The 21,552-nt window shown below is 69.3% G+C and carries 14 protein-coding genes and 1 tRNA gene; 9 read left to right on the top strand and 6 right to left on the bottom strand.

What is annotated here, in order from left to right; translation table 11 throughout:
• Positions 1-32: 32 nt before the first annotated feature.
• The 6 genes from NBY65_RS04945 to NBY65_RS04920 all read left to right on the top strand — a co-directional run bounded on the left by NBY65_RS04945 (position 33) and on the right by NBY65_RS04920 (position 9,369).
• A complete protein-coding gene (locus tag NBY65_RS04945) occupies positions 33-1,256 on the top strand; it encodes an LL-diaminopimelate aminotransferase (RefSeq protein WP_150045346.1) in 1,224 nt (407 codons plus the stop codon).
• A complete protein-coding gene (locus NBY65_RS04940; RefSeq protein ID WP_150045345.1) occupies positions 1,253-2,545 on the top strand; it encodes a homoserine dehydrogenase in 1,293 nt (430 codons plus the stop codon). The genes NBY65_RS04945 and NBY65_RS04940 overlap by 4 nt, the downstream gene beginning before the upstream one ends.
• A gap of 70 nt (positions 2,546-2,615) precedes the next feature.
• Positions 2,616-3,611: a class II fructose-bisphosphatase gene (gene glpX / locus NBY65_RS04935; RefSeq protein ID WP_150045344.1), complete on the top strand. Its 996-nt coding sequence runs from the start codon at positions 2,616-2,618 to the stop codon at positions 3,609-3,611.
• Positions 3,608-5,401: a single-stranded-DNA-specific exonuclease RecJ gene (gene recJ / locus NBY65_RS04930; RefSeq protein ID WP_150045343.1), complete on the top strand. Its 1,794-nt coding sequence runs from the start codon at positions 3,608-3,610 to the stop codon at positions 5,399-5,401. Before glpX ends, recJ begins: the two co-directional genes overlap by 4 nt.
• A 38-nt stretch (positions 5,402-5,439) precedes the next feature.
• Positions 5,440-5,515, top strand: a tRNA-Glu gene (locus NBY65_RS04925).
• 491 nt (positions 5,516-6,006) lie between these two features.
• The gene (locus tag NBY65_RS04920) at positions 6,007-9,369 is read left to right on the top strand and encodes a hypothetical protein (protein WP_250265637.1); all 3,363 of its coding nucleotides are present in this window, start codon (positions 6,007-6,009) and stop codon (positions 9,367-9,369) included.
• 245 nt (positions 9,370-9,614) lie between these two features.
• Here the strand turns inward: NBY65_RS04920 and pta are convergent, their stop codons facing one another.
• The 3 genes from pta to NBY65_RS04905 all read right to left on the bottom strand — a co-directional run bounded on the left by pta (position 9,615) and on the right by NBY65_RS04905 (position 14,526).
• Complete coding sequence (pta, locus tag NBY65_RS04915) at positions 9,615-11,756, bottom strand: phosphate acetyltransferase (protein WP_150039474.1); 2,142 nt, start codon at positions 11,754-11,756, stop codon at positions 9,615-9,617.
• Position 11,757: 1 nt separating this feature from the next.
• Complete coding sequence (locus NBY65_RS04910; RefSeq protein WP_150039473.1) at positions 11,758-12,990, bottom strand: acetate/propionate family kinase; 1,233 nt, start codon at positions 12,988-12,990, stop codon at positions 11,758-11,760.
• A 912-nt stretch (positions 12,991-13,902) separates the two neighbouring features.
• A complete protein-coding gene (locus NBY65_RS04905) occupies positions 13,903-14,526 on the bottom strand; it encodes an HAD family hydrolase (RefSeq protein WP_150039472.1) in 624 nt (207 codons plus the stop codon).
• A 440-nt stretch (positions 14,527-14,966) separates the two neighbouring features.
• Between NBY65_RS04905 and NBY65_RS04900 the strand changes: the two genes are divergently transcribed.
• The 3 genes from NBY65_RS04900 to NBY65_RS04890 are packed head-to-tail and all read left to right on the top strand — an operon-like array spanning position 14,967 to position 17,478.
• On the top strand, positions 14,967-15,707 hold the full coding sequence (locus tag NBY65_RS04900) for a TerC family protein (protein ID WP_150039471.1): 741 nt from the start codon (positions 14,967-14,969) through the stop codon (positions 15,705-15,707).
• Positions 15,704-16,576, top strand: coding sequence for a lipid kinase (locus tag NBY65_RS04895; RefSeq protein ID WP_150039470.1), 873 nt, complete (start codon positions 15,704-15,706; stop codon positions 16,574-16,576). Before NBY65_RS04900 ends, NBY65_RS04895 begins: the two co-directional genes overlap by 4 nt.
• The gene (locus NBY65_RS04890; RefSeq protein WP_150039469.1) at positions 16,573-17,478 is read left to right on the top strand and encodes a phosphatase PAP2 family protein; all 906 of its coding nucleotides are present in this window, start codon (positions 16,573-16,575) and stop codon (positions 17,476-17,478) included. Before NBY65_RS04895 ends, NBY65_RS04890 begins: the two co-directional genes overlap by 4 nt.
• A gap of 92 nt (positions 17,479-17,570) precedes the next feature.
• Here NBY65_RS04890 and pufA read toward each other — a convergent pair whose 3' ends face one another.
• The 3 genes from pufA to NBY65_RS04875 form a co-directional block, all read right to left on the bottom strand.
• A complete protein-coding gene (gene pufA, locus NBY65_RS04885; RefSeq protein ID WP_150039468.1) occupies positions 17,571-17,744 on the bottom strand; it encodes a light-harvesting antenna LH1, alpha subunit in 174 nt (57 codons plus the stop codon).
• 23 nt (positions 17,745-17,767) lie between these two features.
• A complete protein-coding gene (pufB, locus tag NBY65_RS04880; protein ID WP_150039467.1) occupies positions 17,768-17,905 on the bottom strand; it encodes a light-harvesting antenna LH1, beta subunit in 138 nt (45 codons plus the stop codon).
• A gap of 334 nt (positions 17,906-18,239) precedes the next feature.
• A complete protein-coding gene (locus tag NBY65_RS04875) occupies positions 18,240-21,539 on the bottom strand; it encodes a YhdP family protein (RefSeq protein ID WP_150039466.1) in 3,300 nt (1,099 codons plus the stop codon).
• Between the last annotated feature and the right edge of the window lie 13 nt (positions 21,540-21,552).

Genomic DNA, 21,552 nt, shown 5'->3' with positions numbered 1-21,552 from the left:
GCCCCACTGACCCCAGGTTTCGGATTGCCGCCATGACCGATGAGTTCCACCGCATCCGCCGTCTGCCGCCCTACGTCTTCGCCGAGGTCAACAAGGCCAAGGCGGCGGCGCGAGCCGCCGGCGAGGACATCATCGACCTCGGCATGGGCAATCCCGACAGCCCGACTCCGCCGCACATCGTCGCCAAGCTGGTCGAGGCGGTGCAGGATCCCCGCACGCACCGGTATTCCGTCAGCAAGGGCATCCCTGGTCTGCGCCGGGCGCTGGCTGGCTATTACCGCCGCCGCTTCGATGTCGATCTCGATCCCGAAACCGAAGTGGTCGCGACGCTCGGCTCGAAGGAAGGCCTGGCCAACCTGGCCTCGGCGATCACCAGCCCGGGCGACACCATCCTGGTGCCCAACCCCTCCTATCCGATCCACCAGTTCGGCTTCATCATCGCCGGCGCCGGCGTGCGCAGCATCCCGGCCTCCCCGGACGAGGAGATGCTGCGCGCGCTCGATCGGGCGGTGAAGCATTCGGTGCCCAAGCCGACGGCGCTGATCGTCAATTTCCCGTCCAACCCGACCGCCTATCTGGCCGACCTGGATTTCTACCGTGAGGTGGTGAGCTTCTGCCGCCAGCACGACATCTGGATCATGTCGGACCTTGCGTATGCCGAGATCTATTTCGGCGAAAAGGTGCCGCCCTCGATCCTGCAGGTACCAGGGGCCAAGGACATCGCCGTCGAGTTCACCAGCATGTCCAAGACCTACTCGATGGCGGGCTGGCGGATGGGCTTCGCCGCCGGCAACCAGAAGCTGATCAATGCCCTGACCCGCATGAAGTCGTATCTGGACTACGGCGCCTTCACGCCGGTCCAGGTGGCGGCGGCCGCGGCGCTCACCGGGCCGCAGGACTGCGTGCAGGAGATGCGCGACCTCTATCGCGAGCGGCGCGACGTGCTGATCCGCGGCCTGCACGCGGCCGGCTGGGACGTGCCGAGCCCGGACGGCTCGATGTTCGCCTGGGCGCCGATCCCGCCGCGCTATGCGCATCTCGGCAGTCTGGAGTTCAGCAAGTTGCTGCTGGCGCGGGCGAAGGTGGCGGTGGCGCCGGGCATCGGCTTCGGCGAGCACGGCGACACCCATGTCCGCATCGCCCTGGTCGAGAACACCCATCGCCTGCGCCAGGCGCTGCGCAACATCCGCAGCTTCCTGCAGAGCGAGAGCAACGAGGCGCCGCGGGAGGCCGTTCCCAGCGGCCACGCGGCATGAGCCGGCCGCTTTCGGTCGGCGTCGCCGGCCTGGGTACGGTCGGCGCGGGCGTGCTGAAGCTGCTGCGCGAGAACGCCGGGATCGTCACCGCCCGGGCCGGGCGGCCGATCGCGGTCACCGCCGTCTCGGCGCGTGACCGCACGCGCGACCGTGGCGTCGATCTCGGCGGGCTGCGCTGGTACGAGGATGCCGTGGCGCTGGCCGCGGATCCGGGCGTGGATGTGATCGTCGAGCTGATCGGCGGTGCCAACGGCCCGGCGCGGCAACTGGTGCAGGCGGGGCTGGCCGCCGGCAAGCCGGTGGTCACCGCCAACAAGGCGCTGCTGGCCGTGCACGGCGCCGCCCTGGGGGCCCAGGCCGAACAGGCCGGCGTGACCCTGGCCTTCGAGGCAGCGGTCGCGGGCGGCATCCCGGTGATCAAGGCCCTGCGCGAGGGGCTGGCCGGCAACCGCATCAGCAAGGTCGCCGGCATCCTGAACGGCACCTGCAACTACATCCTGACGGTGATGCGCGAGCGCGGGCGGGAATTCGCCGAAGTGCTCGCCGAGGCGCAGAAGCTCGGCTACGCCGAGGCCGACCCGTCCTTCGACATCGACGGCGTCGACGCCGCGCACAAGCTGGCGATCCTCGCGGCGCTGGCCTTCGGCCGGCCGGTGGCCTTCGACGAGGTGCATGTCGAGGGCATCCGCCATGTCTCGGCGCTCGACATCGCCTTCGCCCGCGAACTGGGCTACCGCATCAAGCTGCTCGGCCTGGCGCGGCGCACCGAGGCCGGGATCGCCGCGCGCGTGCATCCCTGCATGGTGCCCGAAGCCGCGCCGATCGCGCGGGTGGACGGCGTGTTCAACGCGGTGGTGGCGGAAGGCGATTTCGTCGGGCGGATCATGCTGGAGGGCCGCGGCGCCGGCGCCGGCCCGACCGCCTCGGCGGTGGTTGCCGACCTGATCGACATTGCCCGCGGGCGGTCGACCCCGGTCTGGGGCGCGGCCTCGGGCCATCTCTCCGATGCGCCCTCGGTGCCGATCGGGGCGCATGTCGGCTGCTACTACCTGCGCCTGATGGTGGTGGACCGTCCCGGCGTGATCGCCGACGTGACGGCGGTGCTGCGCGACCAGGGCATCTCGCTCGAGAGCATGCTGCAGCGTGGCCGCAGTCCGGGCGAGGCGGTGCCGGTGGTGCTGGTGACGCACGAGACCCGCGAATCCGCCATGCGGGCGGCGCTGGATCGCATCGCCGGCCTGGACGCCGTGTTGGAAGCGCCGACGCTGATCCGCATCGAGCCCGCATAAGCGCGGTGCATCGGCGATCGGACTTTCCCGTCAGGACGAAAGAATAATGACAGAGCAGAGGAGTGACGCGATGCTGAAGGACGATCAGTTCCAATCGGCACATACCAGCGACCGCAACCTGGCGCTGGATCTGGTGCGCGTCACTGAGTCAGCCGCGCTGGCGGCGAGCCGCTGGATGGGGCTCGGCAAGAAGAACGAGGCCGACGGCGCCGCGGTGACGGCGATGCGCAAGGCCTTCGACGTGGTGCAGATCGCCGGCACCGTCGTGATCGGCGAGGGCGAGATGGACGAGGCGCCGATGCTCTACATCGGCGAGAAGGTGGGGGCCGGCGGCCCGGCGATGGACATCGCGGTGGACCCGCTGGAGGGCACCAACCTGTGCGCCAAGGGCGGCCCGAACGCGATGGCGGTGATCGCGCTGGCCGAGCGCGGCAATTTCCTGCACGCCCCCGACATCTACATGGACAAGATCGCGGTGGGCGGCCACCTGCCGGCGGACGTGGTGGATCTGGACGCCCCGGTGGAGGAGAACCTGCGCAACCTCGCGCGGGCCAAGAAATGCGCGGTCTCTGACCTGGTGGCCTGCATCCTGGACCGTGAGCGCCACGCCGAGATCATCGGCCGCACCCGCGCCGCCGGGGCGCGCATCATGCTGATCAGCGACGGCGACGTCGCCGGCGTGATCGCCACTGTCCAGCCCGAGAGCGGCGTTGACATCTATCTCGGCATCGGCGGCGCGCCCGAGGGGGTGCTCTCGGCCGCGGCGCTGCGTTGTGCCGACGGGCAGATGCAGGGGCGGCTGATCTTCGAGAACGACGAGCAGATCGCGCGGGCCCGGCAGATGGGCATCACCGATCCGAACCACAAGTTCGACATCCTGGAGATGGCGCGGGGCGACGTGATGTTCGCGGCGACCGGCGTGACCGGCGGGGCGATGCTGCGTGGCGTGCGCCGCTTCGGCCATGGTGCGTCGACGCACTCGCTGGTGATGCGCAGCAAGTCGGGGACGATGCGGTACATCGAGGCCCACCACAACTACGCGACGAAGCCCTGGGCATCGAATTGACCGAAACTGCCGGCGGCGTGGCGCCCGTCCTGGGCGTCACCCGCAGCCTGACCAACCGCCGCTGGGTCTGGCGCCAGGGCGAGGACCGCGTCGGCCTGGGGATTGCCCAGCGGTTGGGGGTGCCTGAAGTCGTAGGGCGGTTGCTCGCGGCCCGTGGTGTCGGGCTGGAAGCGGCGGCGACCTTCCTGGAGCCGACGCTGCGGGCCCTGCTGCCCGATCCCTCGGTCCTGCGCGACATGGACGCAGCGGTGGCCCGCCTGGCCGCGGCGGTGTGCCGGGGCGAGACGGTCGGCGTCTTCGGCGACTACGACGTGGACGGAGCCTGCAGCGGCGCGCTGATGGTCACCTTCCTGCGTTCGCTCGGCTGCACCGTCATGCCGTACGTGCCCGACCGCATGACCGAGGGCTACGGGCCGAACGTGCCGGCGCTGCAGGGGCTGGCTGGGCGGGGTGCGACGCTGCTGGTCTGCGTCGATTGCGGCACTGCCGCGGGCGAGACGCTTGCCTCCTTGCAGGGACAGGCCGACGTGATCGTGCTGGACCACCATAAATCGGAGGTCCTGCCGGCCGGGGTGGTGGCGACGGTGAACCCGAACCGGGTCGATTGCGGCTCGGGGCTGGGGACGCTGTGCGCGGCGGCGATCGCCTTCCTGACCGCGGTCGGCACCGTGCGGGAACTGCGTCGCGGCGGGTTTTTCGCCCAACGTCCCGAACCGGATCTGCTGTCCCTGCTGGACATCGTGGCGCTGGCGACGGTGTGCGACGTGATGCCGCTGACCGGGCTCAACCGCGCCCTGGTCACGCAGGGGCTGAAGGTGATGGCACGGCGGGCCCGGCCCGGGATCGCGGCGCTGCTGGAAGTGGCGCAGGTCAAGGACCGGCCCAGCGCGGCGACGCTGGGCTTCGCGTTGGGGCCGCGCATCAACGCCGCCGGCCGGATCAGCGAATCCGACCTGGGCCTGCGTCTCTTGCTCTGCGAGGATCCGGTCGAGGCCCGTACCCTGGCCGCCACGCTGGACGCGGTGAACCGGCAGCGCCAGGTGGTCGAGGCCAGCATGCTGGACGCTGCGATGGCGGCGGCCGAGGCGCAGATCGCGGCGGGGCATGCCACCTTGCTGGTCTCGGGCCAGGAATGGCATCCGGGCGTGGTGGGCATCGTCGCCGGGCGGATCAAGGAGCGGTTCAACCGCCCGGCCTGCGTGGCGGCGCTGGCCGACGGCATGGCCAAGGGCAGCGGGCGGTCGGTGGCCGGGCTCGACCTGGGGGCGGCGGTGATCGCGGCGCGCCAGTCCGGCATCCTGGTGACCGGGGGCGGTCATGCCATGGCGGCGGGGTTCTCGCTGCCCGAGGACCGGCTGGCGGCCTTCCATGCCCTGCTGGACGAGCGTCTGGCCGCGGCGGCGACCTTGCCCTCGGCGGCGGATCTGCCGGTGGAAGGGGCGGTGGCGGTGCCGGGCTGCACCACGGAACTTGCACGCCATCTCGGGCGGCTGGCGCCGTTCGGCAACGGCAACGAGGAGCCGGTGCTGATCCTGCCGCGGGTTCGCGTCATGCGCGCCGATCGCGTCGGTCGCGAGGGCAACACCATCCGGGCCTTCGTGGAAGGCGAGGGGGGTGGGGGGCGCCTGCGCACGGTGCTGTTTCGTGCCCGCGAGGGGGCCTTGGCCGATGCCTTGCTGAGCCGTGGCGGCGAGCCGCTGCACATCGCGGGCCATCTTCGGGCCGAGGAATGGAACGGCATGGTGAATGCGGGCTTCGTCATTACCGATGCGGCGTCGGTGGTCCCTTGACCATGACCGTCTGGTTCGCTACCCAGCGCAGGCGCCTCGTCCCGTTCGTCTAGAGGCCTAGGACACCGCCCTTTCACGGCGGTAACAGGGGTTCGAATCCCCTACGGGACGCCAAAAGCCGCCTGCTGACGCGGCTTCATGCCGGGCTTCGCCGTGAGCCCGCCTGACCGACTATTTCCCAGGGTGGCGATTGTCGGTCTCCCAACCGTCTCATTGCCATGATGTTGCCTTTGCGGGCCGCTTTTCGCCGATGCCTGCCATGCAGGCTGCGCGGCTGTCCGGGCGTCCGCACGCGACCTGGCCTGCCGGTCCGACCTGCCGGCGGTCTGTCTGAAACCGTCCCCGACAAGCCAGCCTGAGGTGTGGCCAGCGCGAATCCACGTGTTGCCTGCGCGATGTATAAATTATACGCAAATGAAAAATCGATCACGGAATAATATCGAATTCTTATAAGAATTGATACTCGAATTTCTGATTTATTCTTAAAGGTGCCCGTGAACTTGTAATGTACTTGCATTGATGGAATTCTTTTTGTTATCGGATCAAGGACTGATCCGCGGGCTGTTTTTCATGCGACGTGCGGGCGGCGCAACGGAGCGAGTGACATGGAGACCGGCGAGACCGTGGACGACCGGAGGGTCCTTAGGACGATGCAGGGACATGTCATGGACGAACGGTGCTCCAGCCAGCTCATGGACACCGACGATAAGGAGGTTGTGCCAGGCTGCGGAGTTGCTCCGGTCCCGCCCCGAAAGCTCCGGGACGCCATTACCTGTGCGTTCTGGCTGGTGGACAATGTCGCCCCCCGCCAAGGCAAGCGTCGTGGTGCCAGTGTGGCGGCCCCAAATGGTATCTATACCGAAAGTAGCCGTGCCGTCGTTGCGGATGTGCTGCGCGATGTTTTCCTGAAGGGGGGAGATAGCTATCTGGCAGCCGCTCAGGCGGAACTTCGTGCGCTTGGTTATAAGGGGCAGCTTGCCGAGAATTGTCTCAGCGGAATTGCGCTGGAGTTCGCACTTCATGCCGAAACGACGGCTGTTGCTTTCGATGCCCCGGTTCCGGCATGGGCGACTGCGATCCTTGATGCGCGGCTTGGTGTCAGCAAGGGCGATTCCACCCATGGCAGGCGTTTGGCCGGAGAACCCTTGCGCAAGGCTTCAGACGCATCAAAGGCGGTCATGGAGCCGGCCGACGTTGGTGCTGCCCAGGTAGCAGCGGTGGCTGAGCCGGTCGTGGAGCCGGCCGACGCTGGTGCTGCCGAGGTGTCAGCGGTGGCTGAACCGGCTGTGGAGTCGGCCGAGGCCGGTGATGCCGAGGTAGCGGCGGTGGCTGAACCGGCTGTGGAGCCGGTCGACGCTGGTGATGCCGAGGTGTCGGCGGTGGCTGAACCGGCTGTGGAGCCGGTCGACGCTGGTGATGTCGAGGTAGCGGCGGTGGCTGAACCGGTCGTGGAGCCGGTCGACGCTGCTGCTGCCGAGGTGTCGGCGGTGGCTGAACCGGTCGCGGAGCCGGTCGACGCTGGTGCTGCTGAGGTGTCGGCAGTGGCTGAACCAGCTGTGGAGCCGGCCGAGGCTGGTGATGCCGAGGTAGCGGCGGTGGCTGAACCGGTCGTGGAGCCGGCCGAGGCTGGTGCTGCCGAGGTAGCGGCGGTGGCTGAACCGGTCGTGGAGCCGGCCGAGGCTGGTGATGCCGAGGTAGCGGCGGTGGCTGAACCGGCCGTGGAGCCGGCCGAGGCTGGTGCTGCCGAGGTGTCGGCGGTGGCTGAACCGGCTGTGGAGCCGGTCGACGCTGGTGCTGCCGAGGTGTCGGCGGTGGCTGAACCGGCTGTGGAGCCGGTCGACGCTGGTGATGCCGAGGTAGCGGTGGTGGCTGAACCGGCTGTGGAGTCGGCCGAGGCTGGTGCTGCCGAGGTGTCGGCGGTGGCTGAACCGGCTGTGGAGCCGGTCGACGCTGGTGCTGCCGAGGTGTCGGCGGTGGCTGAACCGGCTGTGGAGCCGGTCGACGCTGGTGCTGCCGAGGTGTCGGCGGTGGCTGAACCGGCTGTGGAGCCGGTCGAGGCTGGTGCTGCCGAGGTGTCGGCGGTGGCTGAGCCGGCCGTGGAGCCGGTCGACGCTGGTGCTGCCGAGGTGTCGGCGGTGGCTGAACCGGCCGTGGAGCCGGTCGACGCTGGTGCCGCCGAGGTGTCGGCGGTGGCTGAACCGGCCGTGGAGCCGGTCGACGCTGGTGCCGCCGAGGTGTCGGCGGTGGCTGAACCGGCCGTGGAGCCGGCCGAGGCTGGTGATGTCGAGGTGTCGGCGGTGGCTGAACCGGCCGTGGAGCCGATCGACGCTGGTGCTGCCGAGGTGTCGGCGGTGGCTGAACCGGCCGTGGAGCCGGCCGACGCTGGTGATGCCGAGGTGTCGGCGGCGACTGAACCGGCTGTGGAGCCGGTCGACACTGGTGATGCCGAGGTGTTGGCGGCGGCTGAGCCGGTCGTGGAGCCGGCCGACGCTGGTGATGCCGAGGTGTCGGCGGCGACTGAACCGGCTGTGGAGCCGGTCGACACTGGTGATGCCGAGGTGTCGGCGGCGACTGAACCGGCTGTGGAGCCGGTCGATGCCGGTGATGCCGAGGTGTCGGCGGTGGTTGAACCGGTCGTGGAGTCGGTCGACGCTGGTGGTGATGCCGAGGTGTCGGCGGCGGCTGAACCGGTCGTGGAGTCGGTCGACGCTGGTGGTGATGCCGAGGCGTTGGCGTCGACTGAACCGGCTGTGGAGTCGGTCGACGCTGGTGGTGATGCCGAGGTGTCGGCGGCGGCTGAACCGGTCGTGGAACCGGCCGACGCTGGTGATGCCGAGGCGTTGGCGTCGACTGAACCGGCTGTGGAGCCGGTCGACGCTGGTGCTGCCGAGGTGTCGGCGGCGACTGAACCGGCTGTGGAGCCGGTCGACGCTGGTGCTGCCGAGGTGTCGGCGGTGGCTGAACCGGCTGTGGAGCCGGTCGATACTGGTGATGCCGAGGCGTTGGCAGCGACTGAACCGGTCGTGGAGCCGGTCGACACTGGTGATGCCGAGGTGTCGGCGGTGGCTGAACCGGTCGTGGAACCGGTCGACGCTGGTGCTGCCGAGGTGTCGGCGGCGACTGAACCGGCTGTGGAGCCGGTCGATGCCGGTGATGCCGAGGTCTCAGCGGTGGCTGAGCCGATCGTGGAGCCGGTCGACGCTGGTGCTGTCGAGGTGTCGGCGGTGGCTGAACCGGCTGTGGAGCCGGTCGATACTGGTGATGCCGAGGTGTCGGCGGTGGCTGAACCGGTCGTGGAGCCGGTCGACGCTGGTGCTGCCGAGGTGTCGGCGGTGGTTGAACCGGCTGTGGAGCCGGCCGGTGCTGATGATGCCGAGGTGTCGGCGGTGGCTGAGCCGGCTGTGGCGCCGGCCGCTGCTGGTGCTGCCGAGGCCTCGGCGGAGGCTGAACCGACCTGGGATCTGGTGGGGTTTGCGTCTCCGGTGCAACCAGGTGCCCCTGGTGTTCCCGAATGTCCGGATGGGGATCTGGCAGAGGCCATTCGCGAGGCGGCCTGGCTCGTCCGGGATGCCACCGAGGCAGAACGGCGGCTTCGGTACCTTGGGCTGGTGGATTTCCTGGTCCTGGATGCGAATGAGCGGGCGATGGCCACCAACATGCTTCGCCTGGTCTATATCAGCGCGGCCGACGGCCATTTTCAGCGCGCATTGGATCGGGCCAAGCTTGCTTGCGATATCGTCAACCGGAATATCGTCAGCCTGAATCTTGAAGAAGAACTGGAACTGGCGACCCTGGCATTCGCCCGCCATGCAGACATCGTTGCCCGGATCATTGGTGGAGTGGCCCCGCAATGGGCGACCGAAATCCTGGCCGCGAAACAGACGGTGGATCTCCACAAGGCGGCCGTTGCCGAGGCGCAGCGTCTCTATCTTGCCAGGCTTCTGGCGCCCCGGAGCGGTGGTTTCTAGGAATCGCACGTGGGGCCGGCGCCATCCGGTGATGTTGGCGTTCGATGCATGAAGGAGGGGCGTGCCGGCTGTTGACGTTCAGCGAGGGCACGCTCGTCTGGTCCGGTTCCGGGGGGCCGCCACGATGCGCCCCAAAGGGGGCGGGGTGGGTCTACCGTCGGCCCGCCGCCGACGACATCAACAAACAAAAAGAGCCGGGCCGATGAACCCGGCCCGGCTCTTTCCGTCAGCCTTCTCGGCCGCGTCTAGTCCGCCGCCGCCGTGAGCGCCGCCTGCTGCGCCGCCGCCGCGGCCCGCTTGGCGTTGGCCTGCTGCGCCTGGATGGCTGTCAGCGCGATGGTGTAGACGATGTCGTCCACCAGCGCCCCGCGCGAGAGGTCGTTCACCGGCTTGCGCAGGCCCTGCAGCATCGGGCCGATGCTGACCACGTGGGCCGAGCGCTGCACCGCCTTGTAGGTGGTGTTGCCGGTGTTCAGGTCGGGGAAGACGAACACGTTGGCGCGGCCGGCGACCACGCTGTCCGGGGCCTTCTGCCGGCCGACGCTGGCGACGCTCGCCGCGTCGTACTGCAGCGGCCCGTCGATCAGCAGGTCCGGGCGCTTGCCGCGCGCGATTTCAAGCGCGCGCCGCACCTTGTCCACATCCGCGCCGCTGCCCGAGCTGCCGGTCGAGTAGGAGATCATCGCCACCCGCGGGTCGATGCCGAAGGCAACGGCCGAATCCGCCGACTGGATGGCGATGTCGGCCAGTTCCTCGGCGGTCGGGTCGGGATTGACCGCGCAGTCGCCGTACACCAGTACCTCGTTCGGCATCAGCATGAAGAACACGCTGGAGACGATCGAGGATCCCGGGGCGGTGCGGATCAACTGCAGCGCCGGCCGGATCGTGTTGGCGGTGGTGTGCACCGCGCCGGACACCAGCCCGTCCACGTCGTCCTGCGCCAGCATCATGGTGCCCAGCACCACGGTGTCCTCAAGCTGGTGCTCCGCCTGCACGGCGGTCAGGCCCTTGCTGCGGCGCAGCTCGCACATCGGCGCCACGTACTGGCCGCGCACCGCCATCGGATCGATGATCTCGATGTCGGGCGGCAGCACCACGCCCTGCGTCTCGGCCACCTGGCGGATGTGGTCGGGGTTGCCGAGCAGCACGCATTGCGCGATGCCCTTGCGCTGGCAGATCGCCGCTGCCTGCAGCGTGCGCGGCTCGTCACCCTCGGGCAGCACGATCCGCTTCGCCGCCTCGCGCGCCGCCTGCACCAGGCGGTGGCGGAACGCCGGCGGGGGCATGCGCAGCCGCCCGGGCCGCCCGAGCTGGGAGCGCAGCGAGCCGGTGTCGATGTGCTCGGCCGTGTGCGCGATCGACTGCTCCATCCGCTCGGTGTCGTCGCGGCGCACATGCCGCGACAGCCCGGCGAGCAGCGCACCAGAGGCGAAGGTGTCCTCATGCGTGGTCAGGATCGGCAGCCCGGCGAGCTGCGGCGCCCGCAGCATGGAAGCCACCTGCGGCGACAGCCGCGTGCCGCAGGTCAGCAGCAGGCCGGCGAGCGGCATGCCCTGCATGTGCGCAAGCGCCGTCGCCAGGATGATGTCGCTGCGCTCGCCCGCCGCCACCACCAGCGTGCCCGGCCGCAGCCGGTCGATCACGCCATCGACGCCGCGCCCGGCGGTGACGAAATGCTGCACCCGCGCCCGCGCGAGATTGCCTTCCTGCTCGATGCCGAGGCTGAGCGCCTCGACCACGTCCTGCAGCCGCGGCGCGGTCAGCTTCGGCTCGAACGGCACGTCGCCCAGCACCGGCACGCGGCCACCGCTGCCGGGCAGGTACTCGCCGAGCGCGCCGGCCATCGGGCCCGCCTTCAGCCGGTTGACCAGCACGCCGGCGACCGGCGGCGGTTCCTCGCCGTCGGCGAACTGGCGGACAGTCAGGTCGACCACGGCGCCGAGCGCCTCGGCGTTCTGGCCGGTCCCGGAGAGCACCGGCACCAGGCTGGCGGCGAAGCTGCGCGCCATGGCGGCGTTGAGCTGGCTCGCGACCTGCAGGTCGGCAAAGGGGATCAGGCCCTGGATCACGACGGCGTCGCAGCCGGCCCCGGCCGCCTCCACCATCGCCACCAGGTCTTCCATCAGCGCGTCCAGGCCGCCGTTGCGCACGCTGGCCTCGGCCTGCGCGTACGCGATCGGCTCCGGTGTTTCCAGATGCAGGACGTTGCGGGCGAAGTAGGGGGCGAGGTCGGCGACGCCCCGTGTGTCTGGCTGCAGGATCGGCTTGATGAAACCGACCGCGACATGGTCGCGGCGCAGCGCCTGCACCAGGCCGAGCGCCATCGAAGTCAGTCCCACGTCATCCGAGACGGGAGCCAGAAAGAATGTCTGGCGCGGCCGGTCCATGTCAGGCGATCTCCTTCAGCGAATCCTGCTCTTCCGCGCCGGCACGGGCCAGGGCGGCTGTGTCGCAGGCAATCATCCATTCCTCGTTGGTGTTCACCACCAGCGCCGCCGGCTTGTTGCCGGTGCTGATCAGGCCGGGGGTGCCACCGACACAGCGGCGGTTCGCCTCGGCATCCAGCTCGATCCCGAGCGGCGCGAGGCGTTGCAGCGTCATTTCGCGGATGCGCGCGGCGTTCTCGCCGATGCCGCCGGTGAACACCACCGCATCCAGGCGTCGCAGCGACATCGCCAGCCCGCCGATATGCCGTGCCAGCCGGTGCACGAACACATCGAGCGCCAGGTTGGCGCCCTCGTGGCCTTCGGCGGCGGCGTTGCCCAGTTCGCGGCAGTCATTCGACAGCTCGGACAGCCCGAGCAGGCCGCATTGCTTGTTCAGCATCGCGTCCATCTCGTCGACGGTCCAGCCGGTGCGGCGCATCAGGTAGATCAGGGCGCCGGGATCCACATCGCCTGGGCGGGTGCCCATCACCAGGCCTTCCAGCGGGGTCATGCCCATCGTGGTATCGACGCTGCGCCCGTCCTGCACCGCCGTTGCCGAGGAGCCGTTGCCCAGATGGGCGATGACCAGGCCATGGTCGGCGGGATCGAGGTCGAGCATCTGCACGGCTTCCTGCGCCACGAAGCGGTGGCTGGTGCCGTGGAAGCCGTAGCGGCGCACGCCATGGTCGCGATAGACCCACATCGGCAGCGCGTACATGTAGGCCCGGGGCGGCATCGTCTGGTGGAAGGCGGTGTCGAGCACGGCGACATGCGGGATCGTCGGCAGCCGCTCGATCGCGACGCGTATGCCCAGCAGCGCCGGCGGGTTGTGTAGCGGTGCCAGATGGCTGCAGGACTCGATGTCGGCGATGACCTGCGGGGTGATGACCACCGAGGCGGCGAAGCGCTCGCCGCCATGCACCACGCGGTGGCCGATCGCGGTCAGGCGATCCAGCCAGCCATGGCGGGTGAGCTCGGCCAGCACCGCGTCCAGCGCCGCGGTATGGGTGGCGGCCGGCAGCGCGTGCGTCGCCTTCCGGTCGGCTTCCTTGAAGGTGATGGTCGGCTGTGCGGCGCCGAGGCGCTCGGCAAGGCCGGACAACAGGGCTGTCCGCGCGCCGGTCTCGTGGACGGCGAATTTGAGCGAGGACGACCCGCTGTTCAGGACCAGGATCAGGGAGGTTTCAGTGCTCACGGCGGTCTCCTCCTCGCCGGCACGTTTGACCGGCGATTTCATATATCCGTCCGGCCGCGCGCGGCGTACCGCGCCTGCACGGCAGCGACCAGGTCGGTGTCGGGTGGCGGGGCGGCAAGAAAGCAGTCAGGGCCCAGGGCCGCCCGGTTGAGTGCGACCTGGCAGAGGGCGGGATCCCGACGCGTCGGCCCTTGGACCAGCCGATACGGCGAGCTCCGCCGGCCAGGTGATGTCCTCCCCGGCACCAGCCCAGCTTGGTATCAGCAGGTAACGTATCCAAGGGCCGTTGCCAAGCGGGAGCAATCGCTCCCGGGCCCGGTTGCCACGGTGCGCCCGCGCCCGTTTTCCGCAAAAAGGTGAGCAGCAGAGAAGCACGCATCGCGATGCGTCCGGCTTATGCCTTGTCGCGGGCCACGTTCTGCCGCCGTGCGCCGATGCCGTCCGGCATCCCTGCGGCAGCCGCCAAGGGCGAGAGGATCATGCGCCATCTCCTTGGTCTGGTGACCGGCGACATGCCGGAGCGAAGTTCGCAGATGCACAAATAATTCAACTGAGGGAAGCGAAGGTTTGACCTGGGTCAATCCGAATGGAAATTTTGAAACCGGTTTCAGAACGAAATATTCACCACATCTGATTACAAATTAGAACCAGTTGCGCAGGAAACTTCCACCCGGTGCTGGTGAAAGCCCGAAGAGTAAAGAGATGTTGCCGAACGGCTCTGGGCGTTCCTGTGCCACCGACCAAGCACGGATCATTCAAGCGATGCAAGTCAGGAATCGACCGTGGGCAATTCTGCCGTAGCTCATTGAAAGCGGCTGCAAAATCATTCCCCATTGGTCCGCCCCTGCAGCCCCGCGACCGCCGCGAAGCCGCCCCGCCATCAGGGGATCGGTGCCAGGCCGCCGGCGCTTCTTAATGCCCGGCCAGCAGCCCCAGCTCTCCAAGATTTGCACGCAGCGCCGGCGCGGTGGTGAAGTGGATGGGGTGCATGCCGAGCCGGCCCGCCGCCTCGGCATTGGCAGGGTTGTCGTCGATATAGACAACATCCCCGGCGGCGAGCCCATGGCGGTCCAGCAGGATCCGGAAGAGCCGCGGGTCCGGCTTGACCAGACGTTCCCGTCCGGAAACCACGATGCCTTCGAACCAGCCGAGGAAGTCGTAAAGCCGAAGCGCGATCGCGAAGGTTTCGTCGGACCAGTTGGTGAGCGCGTACAGGGGCGTCCCGGATTGCCGCAATTCGTCGAGGATGGCGACGCTGCCGGCGATCGGCCCACCCAGCATCTCGGGCCAGCGCTGGTGGTAGGCCGTGATCAACGCCGCCTGTTCCGGGTGCTGCGCCACCAGCTCGGCGATCGCCTCTGCCCAGTCGCGCCCGGCATCCAGCGTCAGGTTCCAGGCCGGCGAACACACCTGCGCGAGGAAGCGCTCCATGCCCGCCTCATCGCCCGCGAAAAGCTTGCGATAGAGATGGCGTGGGTTCCAGTCGATCAGCACGCCGCCGAGATCGAAGACGACGACAGGACGGCGTGGGGCCACGGGCTGCTCCCGGCAAAACCGATGAAGGAGGGCGAAACGACGTGGGCAGCCGATAAGGACCTCCGGTCCGGCTGTCCAGCGAAGATACCGCGACCTTTTCCCTTGTCGGTAGGCGTGGCGATGCCGACCGGGCCGTGGTGGAGGATCACGTGTCCGGGCAGTCTCCGGGTTGCGCGAACCCACCGGCGTACGATCTGTTGGCCTGCAAACACGGTCCGGGCCCCTCTGGCAGGGACGTCGGCTTGCGCCGGCCAACCCTGCGATGTCGGATCACCGCGCGCTTCGCGGCGAAGCCGGTGCCGTTGCGGATCCGATCGCCGTGTCGCGCGTGTTCTCCACCATGACCCGATGGAGCATCACGCGATGATCGTCTTTTCCGTCCCTACCCGGTGGCGGCCCCTGGGCCGGCCATGTTTCGCCGTACCAGGCCGGGGGATGTGATGGACTGGCTGACCGACCCACAGATCTGGGCGAGCCTGCTGACCCTGACGGCGCTCGAGATCGTCCTTGGCATCGACAACCTGATTTTCCTGAGCATCATCGCTGGCCGCCTGCCACCGGCGCAGCAGGCTGCCGGGCGACGGATCGGCCTGACCCTGGCGCTCGGGCTGCGACTCGCGCTGCTGGCCACGATCAGTTGGATCATGCACCTGACCGCGCCGGTGTTCGCGGTGGCGGGAAACAGTTTTTCCTGGCGTGACCTGATCCTGATCGGCGGCGGGTTGTTCCTGGTCTACAAGGGCACCGTGGAGATCCACGCCCGCATCGAGGGCGAGGGCGAGCACGGCACCGCCGGCACGGCAAGGATCGGCTTCGCTTCCGCCATCGTCCAGATCGCGGCGCTAGACCTGGTGTTCTCGCTCGACAGCGTCATCACTGCGGTGGGCATGGCCAACGAGCTGTGGGTGATGGTCACGGCGGTGTGCATTTCGATCGCGATCATGATGCTCGCCGCCGGTCCGGTCGCGGGCTTTGTCGATCGCCATCCGACGGTGAAGATGCTGGCGCTCTCGTTCCTGCTGCTGATCGGCATGACCCTGGTCGCCGATGGCTTCGGCGCGCATGTGCCGAAGGGCTACATCTACGCCGCGATCGGCTTCTCTGCCCTGGTCGAGACGCTGAACCAAATGGCCGGCCGCCGGCGCCGCCGCCTGGCCCGGCCCGAGGGGGGCGGCGCATGACGCGGCGCCCGGCGCTGCTGATCGTCAACCCGCACAGCCGCAGCGGGGCCGGGGCGCGGGACACGGTCACCCGCGTGCTGCAGCAGGCGGGGGAGGAAGTGCTCTGCCGCGACTGCCAGCGGGCCGGGGATCTGTCGGATCTGATCCGCGGCCTGGCCGGCGAGGTCGATCGCGTGATCATCGGCGGCGGCGACGGCACGATGAATGCCGCCGCCCCCGGGCTGCTGGACACCGGGCTGCCGCTCGGCATCATCCCGCTCGGCACCGCCAACGACCTCGCCCGCACGCTCGGGATCCCGGCCGACCCGGAGGCGGCGGCGCGGATCATCGCCGCCGGCAAGGTGCATCGCATCGACCTCGGCGAGGTCAACGGGCATCCGTTCTTCAACGTCGCCAGCATCGGCTTCGGCGTGGACCTGACCCGGGCGCTGAGTCGCGACGCCAAGCGCCGCTTCGGTCCGCTCGGCTATGCCATTGCCGGCGCGCGCGTGCTCTCGCGGCTGCGCCCGTTCCATGCGGAAATCATCCATGGTCCCACTGTCGAGGTTTCGCGCACGGTGCATGTGGCGGTCGGCAACGGCCGCCACTACGGCGGCGGCATGACCGTCTCGGAGCATGCGCGCATCGATGACGGGCAACTGCACATCTACAGCCTGGAGATCTCCAGCTTCTGGCGCCTGCTGCGCCTGTTGCCGGCGCTGCGCAGCGGCCGCCTCGACACCTGGTCGGAGATCCGCACCCTGGAAGGCGAGCAGATCGAGATCCGCACCCGCCGTCCCCGCTCGGTGAACACGGACGGGGAGATCACCACCAAGACCCCGGCGCGGTTTCGCGTGCGCCGCCGTGCCATCGGGGTCTTCGTGCCATGACCCCGGAGGTGGGCGCGGGCGCGGAAGGGGCAGGGACCGTGCTGCTGCTGGCGATCATCCTGCTTGTCGTTGCCGCGCTGCTGCTGGTCCGGCGGCTGGCCTGGCTGGCGCTGGGGCAGGCGCTGGCGTTGGCGCCACGCTGGGCGGTGCGGCTGCGCCGGTCGGGGGCCTGGGTCCGCACCCGGCCGTTGCGGGCCTGGCTGGAGGCCAGGTATCCCCGCCTGCACGCGGCCCTGGCGGCGAGGCTCACGCCGCGGCGCTTCTCCGGCCTGCCGGCGCTGCTGCTGATCCTTGCCGCCTTGTACGCGGCGGCGTTGTTCGGCGGACTGGCCGAAGTGGTGGTCAGCGGCGAGGCGACCGCCCCCTTCGATGATCGCATCAATGCCGCGCTCGCACCCTATCGTGCCCCCTGGCTGCTGCGTGGTTTCGTCTGGGTGACCACGCTCGGCGAAAGCGCAGCGCTCGGGGCGGTCGCGGTGACCGCGACCGGCTTCCTCTGGGCGAGCCGCCGGTTCTGGCTGATCATGCCGCTCTGGCTCACCCTGGTCGGCGCGCAGATGACGACCTGGATCGGCAAGTTCGCCATCGCCCGGCCCCGGCCGGAATTCCTGGACGGCGTGGCGACGGCGCTCTCGCCGTCCTTCCCGAGCGCCCATGCCACGGGGGCCATGGCGACCTTCGGCTTCGTCGCCTATGCGATCCTGCGCGACCTGCCCAACCCGCGGCGGCGTTTCGATATCGCCTACTGGACCGGGGTTGCCATCATCCTGGTCGGCTTCAGCCGGATTTTCCTCAGCGTGCACCACACGACCGATGTTGCCAGCGGCTTCCTGGTCGGTGGGTTCTGGCTGCTGGTGGGCTTCACCGTCGCGGAATGGCGCCGCCCCGCGGAACCGGGTTAACGGCGGAAGGCCCGTAACAATAAAATAACGGACAGAGCCATCCGGCCCTGTCCGCTATCACGCCAATAAAATGAAGCGATAAATCGCTTATTTTACTTCGTCGCCGCAACCGGCGCCGGGCCACCGATCCAGTTGAACTTCGGCTGGGACACGACGGCGAGGTGAACCGCGATCGCGACCACGAGCGCGGCGATCCAGATCACCGGCAGCCAGGTCTTCGGGTTCAGAACCAGCCAGATCTTCCAATCGTCCTGCGGGTTAGCCATGAGATTATCCTCCTCAGCTCAGCTTAGAACCAGGGCTTCCAGATCCACACCAGCAGGTGCGCGACCGCGGCGACGCCGAGGAAGGCCGAGAAGGTGGTCTTGAACTGGTTGTGGAATTCCTGGGCTTCGTCGTCGGTCAGGCCCGACAGGCTGTTCGCCATGACTAACTCTCCAACTAGGAGGATTGACACGTTTCTCCGCGATGCCCCGCGGCAGGGTCGTCATCGGAACGTGTTGCCCGACAAAGTCATCACCTGATGGCAGTGGCTGCCACCCAGCTCGTGAACACGGATGGAGAATAAATTGCCGCGCTGTAATGTGTCAACGGCCCTTTACGTTGGTTTCGTCATTTTCTTTGGACGGTCATGAAAGGCGAGGGCCGGACGCGGCAAAGAATGGGTTCCAAGGGCGAAGCCCTTGGCAGGTCCAGGGCAGCGCCCTGGTCGGGTGCGGGGTGAAACCCCGCCAACGTGGCCAGGCGCCTGGGGCCGCTGGTCAGTTCTGCGGCCCGCCCCCGTTCGGCAGGTCGAACAGCCCGAACAGCCCGCGCAGGAAGCCCGGCGTCAGCGCGGCCAGGGCGTTGATCGTGACCGTGGGATCATCGAGCTTCCCGCGCACCGCATAGGTGGCGGCGAACAGGCCGCCGCCGCGCTCGGGACTGAACAGCCGGCCCACCAGCGGCACCTTGCCGAGCAGCGTGTTGAAGAAATAGGCCGGCACGATGGTGCCTTCCACCGCGGCCGTCCGCCGGGCGAGATCGATCCGTCCCTTCGCGGTCATGCCGAGCGAGGCGTTGAACACCCGTGCATCGGTCAGTTCCAGCTCGTCCCCGGTCAACCGGAACGGGGCGATCAGCCGGTCAAAGCCCAGCCCCGGCCCCTGCAGCGCCTCGACCAGCCCGTACAGCGTCATCACCTGCAGCAGCTTGGCGAGGCTCGGGGTGTTGCGCATGCGGAAATCGACGATCTCCGCCGTGCCCGAAAGCGGGTGGCCGGCCCGGCTGTCGTCATAACGGCCAGTCACCGTCATGTGCCCGCCCTGCATGTCGTCCACCACGTCGAGCGCCCGCAACAACCCGCCGGCATCCTCGGCACTGCCGTTCAGCGTCCGTCCGCCCGGCTGCGGCGTGATTTCGATGCGGAAGCCCTTGTTGGTGGAGGTGCGGCCTTCCAGCAGGCCGCGCCGGATCACTTCCCCATCGTTTTCCGCGCGTGCCATGACGCTGCGCATCAGCCGGCCTTCCGGGCCGAGCACGACGCGCTCGAAGCGCATGTCCACCTTCCAGGGGGGACCTGGCCGGTCGGCGTCGTCGCGCTTCTCGCGCTTCGAGGTGCTGTCGCGGCCGAACTCGGCGGAGGCATCGAGGCTCGGACCGGACAGCGTCGCCACCCAAGGCTCGCCTGGCGCCTGGGGGATGCGCAGTTCGCCGCTGGCATCGGTGGCCGGGCCGAGCATCACCCGGTCGAATTGCAGGCGTTGCGCGCGCCCGCCGGCGAAGCCGACCCGGCCGGCCAGGAGCACGCCCTCACCATCGATGCGCAGGCGATCGATGCTCGTCACCTGGTCGCGCTCGAGCAGGACATGCGCCTCTCCGGTCGCGGGCCGTCCGGCCGGCTTGCGGAAATTGAGTTGCGGCAACTGCAGCACCGTCCGGCCGAGATCGGCGCGCAGGCTGACCTCGCCGCGACCGTTGCGGCGGGTTTGCCAGGTCGCCTGCAATCCGGTGGTGCCATCCAGCAGCCCGGCGCTGTCCAGCCCGGCGGCGGCGAGCTGGCGCGCTTCGGCATTGCCGGAGACCGTGATCTTCTGCAGGACCTGCGTGGGCGGGCCGGAGCGGAAATCCATCTCGACCTGCAACTGTGTCGGGATCTCGGCGAGCGTCGCCGAGCCGCGCAGCTTCAGCCCTTCGGTCCCGGCCTCGAAATCCAGCGTGCCGCGATCGAGGTCGTGGCCGGCGGCAATGCCGCCGAGATGCAGCTTCGTCAGCTTGCCGACCGACTGGATGCGGATGTCCTCGACCGGGAGATCGTCCTTGAGCGGCAGCCGCGTCAGGGTGAGCTTGCCGGCGATGGTCCCCGCGGCATCCTGGATCGGGATCGGGCGCCGGTCGAGCAGGCGCAGCCGGGGATGCTTCAGCACCGCGAGCAGGTCGGGGACCGGGCCGGCGAGGTCGGTCTCCAGGCTCAGGAACTGGTCATGGCCGGCGATGCCCAGGATGGTCACCCGCCCCGATTGCACGGCGATGCCGCCTTGCGTGCCGCCGGCCTGCCGCCCCGAGGTGACCGCGATCTCGATCTCGTCGCGCGAGACGAAGCTGAGGCGGGCATTGCCATGTTCGAGCGGCGGCACCGGCCGCAGCCAGTGCAGCGTCAGGTCCTCGCCGTCCAGGCCGCCGGACAGCGCGGTGACATCGGCGTCCGAGAAATCCTCGGCGGCCATCAGGGTCAGCGCGATGCGGGCGTTGCGGGCGCTGCCGGCGGTGATGTTGCGGGTGATCCAGGGCCGCGTGCCCGGCCCGCCCACGCCGGCGGGCCAGAGCGCGGGCAGGTCGGCGAAGGCCACCTGGTCGAGTGCCACGGTGATGTCGGCGCTCAGGCGCCCATGCGCCCGGCGCAGCGCCGCGCTGGCCTGGATCACGCTGCGCGGACCCTCCGGCCGGGGGGCCAGCTCGAGCCGGGTCAGGCGCAGCTCGGCCTGCGAGGGGGTGCCGTCGAATTCGGCCGTGGCGCCGAGCAGCGGCGCGCTGCCTTCGCCCAGGAAGATGCGGCCGGCGCCGATACGGGTGCGCAGGCTGAAGCGCTGGGGGGCAAAATCGTCGCTCAGCTCCGCCGTTCCCCCCAGCGTCACCGTCGCGTCGAGGGCGGCGAGCGGGGCCAGGGCGGGGGCGAGTTTGGCCAGGCGGGCCGGGTTGACCGGGCTGAGCTGCAGCGCCACCGTCGTCGTCTGGCTGCCGGCCTGCAGGATCGCCTCGGCGGAGGCGCGCACGACCTGGTCACCGAGCCCGAGCGCCAGTTCCGCCTTGCCGATGGCCCCGCCTTCCGGGCGCCGCCGGATGTCGAGCATCACCTCCGAGGCCCGCCAGGTGGTGCCGAGCTGGCGATCCTCCACCGTCAGCGCCGCGTCGCGGACGCGGACCCGGCGCAACTGTGACCAGCGCGAGCCGAGCACCCCGGCATCCGAGGTCGCCGGCCGCGCGAGATCGCGCACCAGATCGGCGACGAAGTCCTGCCCCCGCGCCCGGGAGTCCTGTGGTTGCGTCGCAGGGGGCGCATCACCCGAGGCCGCATCGCCCGCCCGGCCGGCTTCGCCGGCGCCCGTCTGCCCGGCTTCGCCGGAGGGGCCGAGATCGACGGCGACGCTACCGTCCTCGCTCCGACGCGCACGCAGGCGTATACCTTCGATGTCCAGCGCCCGCGGCACGATGCGCCCGGCCAGCAGCGAGGCCGCCGAGAGCGACACGTCCGCTTCCGGTACCTCGGCGACGCGGTTTCCCGCCGCATCGGTGGCGACGATGCCGGTGAGCCGGATATCCAGGGGCATGTCGACGCCCTGGCTGAAGCCTTCCCAGGCCAGCCCGGCACTGTCGAGGCTGACGCGGATCGGGCTGCCTTCGGGATTGGCGGCGGCTTCGATGCGCCGCGCGAGCCAGCCGAGTTCGATCGGGCCCTGCGCCAGGCGCCAGGCCAGCACGCCGGCGGAAGCGGTGAGCAGGATCACCAGGGCCAGCGCGATCTGCAGGAACCGGTGCACCTGTCGGCCGGTGCTGCGGGCGGCTTGACCGAGAGGCTTGCTCACGCCCAGCCTGCGC

The sequence above is a fragment of the Rhodovastum atsumiense genome, assembly GCF_937425535.1.
Taxonomy (GTDB): domain Bacteria; phylum Pseudomonadota; class Alphaproteobacteria; order Acetobacterales; family Acetobacteraceae; genus Rhodovastum; species Rhodovastum atsumiense.
The sequence above is the reverse complement of the archived record's forward strand: the minus strand, read 5'-3'. Positions and strand labels throughout refer to the sequence as shown.